14 protein-coding genes are annotated in these 11,967 nt (G+C 33.1%); all 14 read left to right on the top strand.

What is annotated here, in order from left to right:
• Window positions 1-11 precede the first annotated feature (11 nt).
• The 14 genes from MKX47_RS11830 to MKX47_RS11765 all read left to right on the top strand — a co-directional run bounded on the left by MKX47_RS11830 (window position 12) and on the right by MKX47_RS11765 (window position 11,935).
• On the top strand, window positions 12-191 hold the full coding sequence (locus MKX47_RS11830) for a hypothetical protein (RefSeq protein ID WP_340774352.1): 180 nt from the start codon (window positions 12-14) through the stop codon (window positions 189-191).
• 21 nt (window positions 192-212) lie between these two features.
• Window positions 213-530 (top strand): hypothetical protein, encoded by a 318-nt coding sequence (locus MKX47_RS11825; RefSeq protein WP_340774349.1) that lies wholly within the window; start codon window positions 213-215, stop codon window positions 528-530.
• 1,082 nt (window positions 531-1,612) lie between these two features.
• Window positions 1,613-1,885 (top strand): hypothetical protein, encoded by a 273-nt coding sequence (locus MKX47_RS11820; RefSeq protein WP_340774347.1) that lies wholly within the window; start codon window positions 1,613-1,615, stop codon window positions 1,883-1,885.
• A gap of 1,627 nt (window positions 1,886-3,512) precedes the next feature.
• A complete protein-coding gene (locus MKX47_RS11815; RefSeq protein ID WP_340774346.1) occupies window positions 3,513-3,944 on the top strand; it encodes a hypothetical protein in 432 nt (143 codons plus the stop codon).
• Window positions 3,945-4,013: 69 nt separating this feature from the next.
• Window positions 4,014-4,871, top strand: coding sequence for an SU10 major capsid protein (locus MKX47_RS11810; RefSeq protein WP_340774344.1), 858 nt, complete (start codon window positions 4,014-4,016; stop codon window positions 4,869-4,871).
• Window positions 4,872-4,958: 87 nt separating this feature from the next.
• Entirely contained in the window at window positions 4,959-5,147 is a 189-nt protein-coding gene (locus tag MKX47_RS11805; protein WP_340774341.1) for a helix-turn-helix domain-containing protein, read from the top strand.
• A gap of 229 nt (window positions 5,148-5,376) precedes the next feature.
• Window positions 5,377-6,228: a hypothetical protein gene (locus MKX47_RS11800; RefSeq protein WP_340774339.1), complete on the top strand. Its 852-nt coding sequence runs from the start codon at window positions 5,377-5,379 to the stop codon at window positions 6,226-6,228.
• A gap of 50 nt (window positions 6,229-6,278) precedes the next feature.
• Entirely contained in the window at window positions 6,279-6,476 is a 198-nt protein-coding gene (locus MKX47_RS11795; RefSeq protein ID WP_340774337.1) for a hypothetical protein, read from the top strand.
• A 49-nt stretch (window positions 6,477-6,525) separates the two neighbouring features.
• Window positions 6,526-7,527, top strand: a complete 1,002-nt coding sequence (locus tag MKX47_RS11790; RefSeq protein WP_340774335.1) for a hypothetical protein — start codon at window positions 6,526-6,528, stop codon at window positions 7,525-7,527.
• Between the two features lie 12 nt (window positions 7,528-7,539).
• Complete coding sequence (locus tag MKX47_RS11785; RefSeq protein ID WP_340774333.1) at window positions 7,540-7,911, top strand: hypothetical protein; 372 nt, start codon at window positions 7,540-7,542, stop codon at window positions 7,909-7,911.
• A gap of 3 nt (window positions 7,912-7,914) precedes the next feature.
• Entirely contained in the window at window positions 7,915-9,501 is a 1,587-nt protein-coding gene (locus MKX47_RS11780) for a terminase large subunit domain-containing protein (RefSeq protein WP_340774331.1), read from the top strand.
• Between the two features lie 81 nt (window positions 9,502-9,582).
• Entirely contained in the window at window positions 9,583-10,152 is a 570-nt protein-coding gene (locus MKX47_RS11775) for a hypothetical protein (RefSeq protein WP_340774329.1), read from the top strand.
• 38 nt (window positions 10,153-10,190) lie between these two features.
• Window positions 10,191-11,573 (top strand): phage portal protein, encoded by a 1,383-nt coding sequence (locus MKX47_RS11770; RefSeq protein WP_340774327.1) that lies wholly within the window; start codon window positions 10,191-10,193, stop codon window positions 11,571-11,573.
• A gap of 155 nt (window positions 11,574-11,728) precedes the next feature.
• On the top strand, window positions 11,729-11,935 hold the full coding sequence (locus tag MKX47_RS11765) for a hemolysin XhlA family protein (RefSeq protein ID WP_340774324.1): 207 nt from the start codon (window positions 11,729-11,731) through the stop codon (window positions 11,933-11,935).
• Window positions 11,936-11,967 lie beyond the last annotated feature (32 nt).

The raw sequence follows: 11,967 nt of genomic DNA, 5'->3' as shown, positions 1-11,967 counted from the left end.
AGGAAACAAAAATGGTCAAAAGCACTAAAGATATTAAAGTCACGCTAGATTACGATGTGATGCTTAATAGTGTTACGTATGCGTGTTTGTATTTAGAGCAACGTATCGAACACTGTAAAGCCGTTGGACGTAATTACAGCCAATATGAGCATGATTTAGATGAAATTAATAAAGCAATTAAAAAAATATAAGCATTATTGGGGGAAATTTATATGAAAACAGTAGCATTTAAAATCACAGGAGTACCAGCAATCAGTTATCCGCAATTAGGTGATGAAATGTCAAATGGGGCAATTATCACAACAGACAATCAAAAGGAATATTTCACAGCATTTGAACGCTATGAAAATGAATGTTCATTGTTGGGATTAGACGTAGCAAGCGTTGAAATTTTTACTAATAATATCGCTGAAACTGAAATGATTATTACGGACGAAAATGCACAGGAATTATCTAAATTATCATCTGTAACAATATCAGATCACATTACAGGTGAACTATACGATGCTCAAATTGTAGGAGTTATTTAGATATGATTACGCAAATTTATTTAGAGTTTTTCGGTGTATATTCACTTGATGAATTGGAGCAGCCATTTCAAGAAGTTAATTATGAACTGTATGAAATTTGAATGACCAATAGAAAAAGAGGTTGCTAGTGGTGGAACACTAACGACCTCTACAATTAAATATCTACGCTAAAAATTGCCCACAAGCATATAGCGTAACTCACAACTAAATATGAGTCATTATGCCTTCATTCTACTTAAAAAAAATTAGAATGTCAAAGGTTGTGTTTGCTGATGCCTTTTTTAGGTAGCATGAGCGCATAATTGCTCTTTGGTGGAAACCTAGTAACACCAATCAAAAATAAACTTGACAGGTTATGACTTAGCCGACGCAATAAATAAGTCTAGGGAGACAGTCAGACGCTTTCTTGTTAGCGTGTCCCCGAATGGTGAGAGCGACCAATTGAACGGCTATGGTGGATTACAGGGTTGTTGCGGCAACGGTAATCACATTCATTTGACTATTGATAAGTCATACACATTGGACTGTAATAATGTGAGAGTGTGAAAGGTGAAAACCTTCTACAAAACAAGACGACTAGAAACCTCATCAATTCCATGACGGTGAAAATCGAGTAGTTACTTATTATCTAACTTACTATTTATTTAGTTTGCTAGATAGTAGGTAACAACTTTGCGAGCAAATTTCCTATCTTCAAGCCAATTCTGGTGAAAAGGTGGTTCTACTTGTCAAGCATTATTTACAGTATATACGAAATATTTAATAGAGCGTCAATCACATGTCAAGTATAAATTGAATATGGAGCGTAAATAATACTATAAGCACGTTGAAACCTTGATATATAAGGGGAATTGCTAGAACCATATAAATACGAACTAATATAAACAATAGTGAAAATTCTTAATAAATATTACTATTCTATATTATTACTATTTAATATTATAAGTAGTAGAAGTAGAAGTAGAAGTAGAAGTAGAAGTAGAAGTAGAAGGAATAGAAATATAATGAATATTAGCATTTGTTTATATTAGGTCAGAAATATATGGTTCTAGGAAAATGGTTATGAATAGGTGGAATATCAGTTGGAAGAAAAGCAGACACACCGCTCAAACCTTACTCTCCCAACGGATACAAGAGTCGATGACAAATGGTATAGTAGGAAGAGGTATTATTTTGAATCGGTTATAAAGCAGACACACCTCATGAACCTTAGAGCCACAAGGCTTTCAAGAGTCGATGACAAATGGTATAGTAGGAAGAGGTATTATTTTGAATCGGTTATAAAGCAGACACACCTCATGAACCTTAGAGCCACAAGGCTTTCAAGAGTCGATGACATTTGGTATAGTAGGTAGGGTATACATGAATATAATTTTCTGTTCTTGCTGCTGGGGCATATGGTCATGTAGTGATCGGATTGGATTCATAATATTAATAACGTCCATTCTGACTTAAAATACAATTGATTTTAGAGGACTTAGTATATTGCTAGGGGAAATGTAAGGTGGAATACTAAAGCGTCTAAAATCAATTCAGATTAATTAAATTTGATGTTTCCAATTGGAGCGCATGAATAGAGTTTAGGAATAAACTACCGTTTTGAATAACCTTTGAACTACTGATATATCAACAAGTGAGCCATATTTGAATTTTTCATAAGTCTTGAAACCGTTGGGGCTGTAAGGTTTGCGAGGTTTTTTGTAGTGTAACCTACTAAGGAAGAAAATAAAATGTAAACAATTGGACTGCTAGATAAGGTTGTTTTAATAACATTACATAGAAATAAGGTTTACTAAAATCACTAGCAAACCATTGATACTATTGACTTTGTGGACGATTTCCTCACTTGAAACAATAAAGGAAGAATTGTTAAAACTTTACCATTTTTAATTCCTTAAACATGCTTGGTATCAACAAACAGTCGATATTTCAAAGGGTGTGATACTCTCAAAACGTTGATATATAAGGGTTTTGATACGTTTTATAAGAATTTATAATAAAGGAATAAAACTAAAGTACAAGTAATAATTTGCAGAAAACGGCTATTTTTGCAGAAAAAGTGCAGTAAAAGTGACCACAAACGTTGCTATATCAACATTTACAGTTAGACCTATAGGAAGGAAATGAAAAGTAATCATTTTAAACGGTATTTATCACTGTGGATAACATATGAATCATTCGAAAATTTGCAGAAAACGGCTATTTTTGCAAGAAATGTTCCAAAAAAGTATCTACAAACCTTGATATGACAATGTTTTAAGTGTCACCTATAGGAAGGAAATGAAATTCCTAATGCTCTACTTATTATTCACAATCATCTCTATATACCCCTGTGAGGTCGTACAAGGCTCGTACAGAGGTTTTAAGTATATTTATATGTATTTGATAGGTGGATAGTTGAAGTGGCTATAATAGCGTTGTATGGATTTATATGTGGGATTGTAGAAGATAAAACAAAGCGAGAAAGCAGACAACTCTACAAACCCTTGATACCATTGGCTTTGCTAGGTATACAATCTTAAAACGTATATGATAGAAATAAAAAATAATTGAAACGACCGTAGCCCACACCTCACCACCCTTGATACCATTGACTTTGCGAGGTGTCGAGTACAATTACGTATATGATAGAAGAAACATAAAAAAATAATTAAAATCATAAAGGCACTAAATTCCGATAAGTTTAGTGTCTTTAAATTTTAATTACTTTTGTCAAGTATTAAAGTTTTTCTCCTTTAATCAATGCTAATTTTTTTGATGTAATTTCAAAACATTATGTATTTAGAGTGCTTAGATTATTCTAGGTGCTCGCCTCCCCTTTTATGTAGTGTGTCATTAATTTGGCACGCTATATTTTTTTATTCAAATTTTGTAATTACATAAAATAGCAATAAGGAGAAAATAAAACAACTTTGGTTGTAATGGCTGCTATACGTGGCTTTTATAATATATAAAATCAATTAGAAAAAGGAGAAAAGACAAATGACAAACGAACAAGTAGTAGTTGAAACAGGTGTTACAGAGCAAGCAGTAGATTCAGTACAAGAGGTACAAGCCGAGCAGGTGGAAACTCATGAAGAAATGGTTGCACGTCTTGATGCACAATTAGCAGAGTTACAAAAATCCATTGAAGAGAAGGACAAGACGTTGGATGCACTTAATGTGGCAATGGAACGTACTAACTTCACAACGGCACTCGCTGAAGCAGAATTGAATGAATTCAATGGTCTATTGGAAATTACAGATGTAAATGAGCAAGTAGCATTTATCAAAAATGCAGTCAATCAAATTTTAGTTAAGCACTCATACCAGCCATCGAATGTTGCACAACAAGAGCAATATACTCAAGCAATTAATGAAGGTAACGTTGAAAAGGCACTAGGATTCAAATTAGCAAATTTTTTTAAGAAATAATTAGGATAATCCAATTTAGGGTTGTCCTTTTTATATACACAAAAATAAAATTAAAAGGTGGAATATTAAATGATTAAATCAAGCACATTTTTAGAAACAGAACAATTATCATTATCAAATGAATTGGTGGTATTAGGTATTCAGGCGACTCCTCTTACTTCTTTACTATTATCAAAAGGTTCAGTTGAAAAGGCAATGAGCACGGTGTACACATGGCGCGAGAAAACAATTGATAATACGGATGATATTACATTTGCGGAAGGTTCGGAAACTACTGTTTTCCAAGAATCAGTTAAACGTGAATTGAATAATATTTTACAAATCTTCAAGAAAGCCGTATCAATTTCGGGTACTGCTGAAGCAATGCAACGTAACAAATTCACTGAAGAAGTATCGGATCGTTTACTTGAATTAAAAATTAATCTTGAGAAAACTTTAATCAATGGCTTAAAAGATGATGGCTCAACTACGGGCATCCGTAAAATGTCAGGTATCATTGAAATGGCTGACGCTGCTAACGCTGTAACTGCAAGCAATGGTGTGGATGCGTTACTTCAGGGTATGCGTAAAATGTGGGACAACGATTTATCAGAAGGTCAATACTACGCATTTGTTAATGCTGACATCAAAGAAGAAATTGATACTCACTTCCAATCATCATACTCATACCAGCACAAAACGACTAATTTCGGTCTTTTAGTTGAAACAATCAATACAAACTACGGTCAAGTAAATTTAGTATTATCTAAGCATGTACCAGCCGATAAAATTGTATTATTCAATGACAAGTATGTTGATATGGTAACGTTACGTGAAGCACAATTCGAAGCATTAGCCAAAACAGGCGATTCTACAAAAGGTCATATCGTGGGTGAATATTCTTTAAAGGTTGCATCGCCAAAAGGTGTAGCAATTTTAACAGTTTAATAATACATAACTAAGATGCTCTCCCCATTTCGGGGAGGGTATTTTTTTAATTCAAAAATTTAATTGGAGTAAAAGGAGCAAATAACAATGAATAAAACAGAATTATTTTTAATGAGAAGAACTAAAAAAATTAAATTACGTGAACTTGCAGAATACATGAAATGTTCTCAATCACTCATTAGTAAATGGGAACATGGTCTGTGCAATATGGACGTAAAAAAAGTTGAGAAGTATAAAAACTTCATCATTAATTATCAATTCAATTCTGACAACTAATCAATTATAGAAATGGAAGGTGACAGAGTGAGCATTAAATATAACTATTTCTCCTTTTAAACCGTGAATTGGTAAACACGTGAGTAAAAGGAGAAGTTCACTACTATAAGAATGTGGACGCTAATAATAGAGTTAAAATAATGTTTATTTAAGGTTAATGTAACATTGACCTGCTGCAATCAAATATACCAAAAAGTTGAAGTAGAATTGATGAACTCATTCTACAACAATGAAATTACAAACTAAACAATTAGATAATCAACAAGTAAAAGATTTATTCCCAGCATGGACGCATACAAAGCAAGATAGAGATTTAATCATGACGCATGATTTAGATTCTGTATTAGCGTGTACAATCTTACATTATCAGGACGGCTATAATATCAATGCTTATGCTTCATTCCATGAAGGGATCGGATTGATTGAGAGAGAAAATGCAAAGAAACTTATCGGGGTAGATTTCGCCATGACAGGTGAAAAATTATGTTGGGATAATCATGTCACGGGACTTGATGCCAATTCTCATTTTAATCCTAATAGTGCAAATCTAAATACTATTTTCAAAATTAACGCTCAAACAGGCGGTACATATTGCAAAAAGATGGCATTTTCAACTTCATTACAGGTGTGGGCATTCTATAATTTAGAATTACCTAAATCTGATGAAGGGAAAATGCTTTTATTATCCATTGATTCGGCTTACATGGGATTCTATAACGATTTCTTTAAGCCTACATGGATTAAATGGATGAAAATACTAGGGCTTGATGAATTAATTGATTTTTGTGAACGTCATACTAAGCATGATTTTGAGCAGTTCAAAAAACAATATTCGGAAAATCTTAAATTTGAGAATGGTTTTGTAACTTATGACGAACAGAGCCGTAATTTTGTAGAGGCTATTTTTGGGTTTAAACTATATATTCCTGAAGAAAAGTTTCGGTTATTATTTCCAATTACAGAACACTCAAGTAGCAAAGACCGTTTACATGATATTAGTCGAGATGAATCCATATTGTGTTATGCGGTTACTTCTAAAAATTTCGTTAAATATTCAGTATTAAATTCAAAAACTAACTAAGGTGCATCTTTCAAGGTGTACCTTTTTCAATTAAAAGGAGAAGGTTCATAATGACAAACAATAATGATAAACAATACTATTCAATTCGTAATAAGGCACTTGCAAACGGCTTACATTGGCTCACAGGGCAACGCTTTATTATCTTTAAGACAGATAAGGAAGGTGTATTCTCGTACAATTTTGAGCGTACACAGGCACTTATTGAAGCATTGGACAAGATGAATTCTTTAAAGAAAGAGTTCCAATAATAAATTTCAATTTTAATTCAATTTACTACACTTAAAAGGAGTTCAATTTATGTTTAATCAAGAAAAATTCAATCAACTAGCAACAAAATTCAATCTTATAAAAGGTCAAGATTCGGTTTATTTAAGCAATCGTAACTTTACAACGCTACATAAATTAGTAGAATCCAAAAAGTTAAAAAACAATCATATTTCATTTGCTTTTTCATATCTGTATTTGCAAAATTACATGTTCCGTTACGCTAAGTATGACCAATTTGTACCACAAACAGGCGAAATCAAAGAAATGTTAGGATATAGCCCGACTCAACAAGCATTAGATTACATTATTAAAAATGGTGGTCTACTTGATAAAGAGGGTATGACTTCAACTATCTTTGATTTCCCAATAATTCAAGAATGGGAAGATAACCAACCTGTAATTACAATGTTATCGTCTTTTAATGAAATGACTAGCGGTTACGGTTCTCAATGGAGAAAAGAACGTGGCATCAAAACGAATCAATCTTGCAAATTCCCTGTATATGCTTTTGTTGGTGAAAATGAAAAATTTAACGGTGAGTTTTCATTGAACAATCAAGGTGGCTCGTTCTTTGAATTATCAAACACAACAAAATTAGATGTAAAAACATTCCTGTACTGTATGGCGAATTCTGACTTAGAAAGTACAGGTTTTTATTTATATTCATATTTAAAGTGGAAATGTGATTGTACAGAAGGTGAGATTTACGGCATTGGCTATGAACGTCTTGCACGTGAAACAGGGTTAAAAGTAACTACTGTAAAGAAATACATCAAGGCATTACGCCAATATAATCTTATTTCTTGTCATTCAGGAACATACATAGTTTACGCAAAAGGTGAAGAAGTAAATGCAAATGATTTAGAGCCAAACCGATATGGAGTAAATCCTTCAAGTTGGTTCTTGCTAGAAAAGCAAACGGAATTAACTAAGCCTAATTATGTATATAACGCTCAAATCCAAAAAGATAAGGCGATGCAAGAACAGCAAAGTAAAGAGATAGCAGATGAAATGAGCCGTTTATTTGGCTAAGGAGGTAAAATAATGGGTATTTATGAAGCATTAAATCAATTGACATGGAAAAAGAAAGAATATTTCTTGTGGAAATTTAATCTCAATGTACGTGTCAAAGGTAAAACAGAAGAAGAAATTTGCAAAACGTTAAATGTTAAATCATTGGATTATATGAAGAAGTGGGAAAAGTCACCCGAATATTTAGCGTTAGTCAATCTATACATAGAATCTAAGACGGCTACTGACTTAGAGAAAATTTATAAAGTAGTATCAGAAAAGGCAATTGAAGGGGATGAAAAGAGCATTAAGTTGCTCTTAGACCTTCAAAAACAAGTTAGATCATTCAATCAATCCTCTAAACCTGTGCAAACATCTAATTCATATGATGAATTGGAGTTGTAATGAATGGCAGCCAACGATAAATTACAAAAAGTTTTAGAATCTTTTCCACTCTTTGCAAAGAATTTCATCTATATTACAGACAACGAGAATCAATTCGTAAAATTTGACTTAAACGATGCACAACTTGAGATAGATGATTTAATGAAAGATAATCGTTTCGTTATTATAGGTAAGGCTCGACAATCAGGAATTTCAACGTTTGTACTTGCTAGAGCATTATGGAGAGCATTAACGAAACCAAATGAAAATATTTTAATCGTTTCATATAAAGGCGATTCAGCAAAAGCACTCTTTGAAAAGTTGAAACTAATGAACGATGCTATTCCTCGTAGTAAATTCCCCGATGTATTCCCTAAAGTAAGGCGAGACAATCGCAACGAATTATTCTTTGCAAATGGCTCTCGTATTAGTTCCGTAACTGCTGGCAATAAGGATATTGGACGTGGCTCTACATATACTTATGTGCATTTGTCCGAGTTTGCTTTCTATGCCAATCAGGAAACGCAATTATTATCAGTAGAGCAATCATTGGCTAAAGGTGCAGATAGTCAATTGACTATTGAAACAACGTCAAATGGTACTTCTAATCATTTCTACCGTATGTACATTCAGGCAATGAAAGGCGAGTCAAAGTATATTTCTTATTTCGTTCCTTTCTTCCATAAACTTTACAAGAAACAATTCGCTCATGACTATAATGAAGCGGAAACGTGGTATAAGGCAACGAATAAAGGTAAGCGACTAGGTACAGATGAATTAGAGGATGATGAATTGCTACTATATAGTGCTGGCGCTAATCTTAAACAACTCATGTGGCGCAGATGGAAAATGCTAGACATGGAATCACCGCAGCAGTTTATGCAAGAGTACCCGTCTAATCCGATGGAGAGTTTTATTAGTACAGGGCAATCAGTATTTGACCAAACAAAAGTTTTAACTCGTTTATCCTATGCAAAACAACCATTAGATAGAAAAATGGTATCGCCAAACGTACCTGAGAGCGTTCGAAAGTATGTTGGTAAGGGCTTAGACCTATTCGAATTACCACAGCGTTCAATTAGATATTACTTTGGAGTCGATACTGCTTCAGGTAGTGGGCGAGATTATAGTGCTATTGCTTGTTTCAATGCAGATGGGGAGCAAGTTATGAGTTTTTACAATAATAAGATACCTGTATACGAATTTGCTCAAGTCATTTACGACTTGGGTATTTTTTATAATTATGCCTTCCTTACAGTCGAGAAAAACAGTTATGGGCTTCCATTGATTGAACGATTAAGAAAAGAACGTGGCTATCTCAATATGTACAAAATGAAAACATTTGATGAACGAGGGAAAAAGAAACTTCAAATCGGCTTCATTACAAGTGAGAAAACGAAAGCAATTATGATTAGTGACTTTAAGGAGCAATTTGAATTAGGCTTAATTAATATCGAGTGTAAACATTCTTTGCAGCAAATGCAGATGTTTGTAGAAAATAATGGTAAACTAGGAAATAAACGTGGCAATAGTGACTTGCATCATGATGATAGTGTTATTGCTATTGGATTAGCGATACAAGGCATGAAGGCAAGTAAATGGTACGTATAATAGGTAACTTAAAAACCCTTATATATCAATAGGTTAACCAGTTTACTCAATCAATTATTCAATTAAAAGGAGAAATGACAAATGGCAATAGGTAAAGCGATTGGAATAGAAGATTTAGAAGTACTTCATAATGAAGAAATTATTTCAGTGTTAGAAACAAGGTTTGATTCAGGTAATTCATTGATTAATTTAAAGTATAATGGTTTAGATGTTAAAATATCAGTTAATGAGGATGATTCAGCGTATCATATTGCTTTGCATCATATTAAATTAATTGATAATAATACAATAGAAGATATGCAGAAGTATTTCGGGTGTAAAAAGGATATTCGTACAATTGAATCAAACTATATCATCATTGATGATGAGGTTTATGAGCCATTCTATAAAAGTATTGAAAAGAAAATTCATATTGCAGCAGTTGATACAAAAACTAAAAATTTCGATGTGACTTCTGATATTTTAAGCGAATTCACGTGGAAACGTTTGGATAGTAAGAAAGCCGTTTATGGTGAGTTAAACAGACAACTCAATGAACACTTCAAACAAACAGGTGAAAAACCTGTTGAGAAATATTTATTAAAAGAACAAACAGAACAATATCAAGAGGCAATTGCTCATATTAAAGAGGTTGAAAGTCGTGTCCAATAGGCACGGCTTTTTTATTTTGCCTAAAAGGAGGAACTATATTGAACCTAGAAGAATACATTTCAAAGAAGTACAGTAACAATCCTATGTGGTTTGTTCAGGAGTTATCTTCTTATGAGAATCAATCACGAATTACAGATACACAAGCCATTAAAGAATATTTAGACGGTCATCATAAGATTTTAAACCGACCTAATTATAAATATAATGGTCAGGTAGTAGAGCCGAGAAAGATAGTCATTCAGATGGCTAAGACCATTCTAAATTTTAAGACACAATATTTATTGAAGAATCCTGTTCAATTTATTGGTCAAAAGCGCATGGTTGAAAAGTTTATCAAAATTAATAAATTAGGTCGCTTTGATGATAAGAACGAGAAAATTCTCAATCGTATGTTGAAATTTGGTCAGGTTGCCGAGTACATTTATATTAATAGTAAAGGTCAAATTGATTCTAAAATTATCAATGCAGATAATGGCACACCTGTTTTTAATAATTACGGTGAGATGATCGGATTCATTGAACATTATATTTTTGATGGCATTACTTACTATGTCATTTATACAGATACATACGTGCAAGAGTGGAACGATGAAGGAACAGAATTACATATGACAGGTGCATATCCTAACTTGAGTGGCTTGCCAGTGCTTTATAAAACTGAAGATGAATTTTCTGATACTAAAGGTCGGTCAGAGTTAAAAGACTATACAGGCATCTTGGATTCAATGGAAGATGTACTTTCAAAGTATGTTGATTCCATGTATAAATTCATGAATCCTATTCCAGTCGTATCAGGTCAACAATTAAAAGATAGTTTACCTCAAGATATTGTAGGTGGTGGAATCAATTTAGATGATGGCAGTGACTTCAAAATGGTATCGAATGAATTAGATAGTGCATCCTTTGAATTAGTTTATAAGACGTTGCAACAAACTTTATTGGACGTTTCATCTACACCAGCCGTATCAATGAATAAGACAGATATTAGTAACTTGAGTGAGGTTAGTATCAAACTTTTATTCTCATTAGCAGATACAAGCGCAGGCACAACAGAAAACTATTTAATTAATGGATTCTATGAGCGTTGGGAACGTGTAGTTCGTTTATTATCTTACAAAGGTGAGAAGATTAGTGATAATGCAATGGCTTCATTAGACTTCAAATTCCATTATAATACGCCTGCTAACCATAAAGAAGTTATCGAGAACATGAAAACTCAATATGATATGGGAGCAATTAGCACAGAGACTATCTTAGAGCAATCACCTTATATTAATGATGTAGCAAACGAATTGTTAAGATTAAAGAGTGAGAAGGTAGAGCATGAAGGTAGTGTAGAAACTGATACAAATGCTAATACAACAATTGATGCAAATAGTAATGGTGAAGATGACGAGAAAATGAATAATGATTCAGAATAATAAAGTAGAAATGTAGAGTTATCAATAGTTTGAGTCAGTAGTGTATATATCCAAAATTTCCCGCCTGTTATATATACAGGTGGGGGGTATGTACGAATAAAAATAAAAAATGGAGAAAAGGAGCAATTTATTACGCATGAGTAGGTGGAAAAAATATGGAAAATCGAGTAGGGAAATTGGAATCGGATATGGTTGATGTAAAGACTAGACTAGCAGTAGCAGAATCCAATATTAAGGATGTCAAAGAGGACATAGGCACAATTAAAGATGATACAAGGTGGCTTAGACGTACAGTAACTACTTCCATTATAGGAATTGTGATTGCAGCCGTTATCGCAGTTATTAAATTGGGAATCGTTTAATTAATATACAGATAACTGTATGATTATGAATG

The sequence above is a fragment of the Solibacillus sp. FSL R7-0668 genome, from assembly GCF_038006205.1.
GTDB lineage: Bacteria > Bacillota > Bacilli > Bacillales_A > Planococcaceae > Solibacillus.
The sequence above is the reverse complement of the archived record's forward strand: the minus strand, read 5'-3'. Positions and strand labels throughout refer to the sequence as shown.

Coding starts and splice junctions, on each gene's coding strand:
- MKX47_RS11780 (WP_340774331.1), top strand. CDS start 7,915: ATGGCAGCCAACGATAAATTACAAAAAGTTTTAGAATCTTTTCCACTC.
- MKX47_RS11790 (WP_340774335.1), top strand. CDS start 6,526: ATGTTTAATCAAGAAAAATTCAATCAACTAGCAACAAAATTCAATCTT.
- MKX47_RS11825 (WP_340774349.1), top strand. CDS start 213: ATGAAAACAGTAGCATTTAAAATCACAGGAGTACCAGCAATCAGTTAT.
- MKX47_RS11765 (WP_340774324.1), top strand. CDS start 11,729: ATGGAAAATCGAGTAGGGAAATTGGAATCGGATATGGTTGATGTAAAG.
- MKX47_RS11775 (WP_340774329.1), top strand. CDS start 9,583: ATGGCAATAGGTAAAGCGATTGGAATAGAAGATTTAGAAGTACTTCAT.
- MKX47_RS11795 (WP_340774337.1), top strand. CDS start 6,279: ATGACAAACAATAATGATAAACAATACTATTCAATTCGTAATAAGGCA.
- MKX47_RS11785 (WP_340774333.1), top strand. CDS start 7,540: ATGGGTATTTATGAAGCATTAAATCAATTGACATGGAAAAAGAAAGAA.
- MKX47_RS11810 (WP_340774344.1), top strand. CDS start 4,014: ATGATTAAATCAAGCACATTTTTAGAAACAGAACAATTATCATTATCA.
- MKX47_RS11805 (WP_340774341.1), top strand. CDS start 4,959: ATGAATAAAACAGAATTATTTTTAATGAGAAGAACTAAAAAAATTAAA.
- MKX47_RS11830 (WP_340774352.1), top strand. CDS start 12: ATGGTCAAAAGCACTAAAGATATTAAAGTCACGCTAGATTACGATGTG.
- MKX47_RS11800 (WP_340774339.1), top strand. CDS start 5,377: ATGAAATTACAAACTAAACAATTAGATAATCAACAAGTAAAAGATTTA.
- MKX47_RS11815 (WP_340774346.1), top strand. CDS start 3,513: ATGACAAACGAACAAGTAGTAGTTGAAACAGGTGTTACAGAGCAAGCA.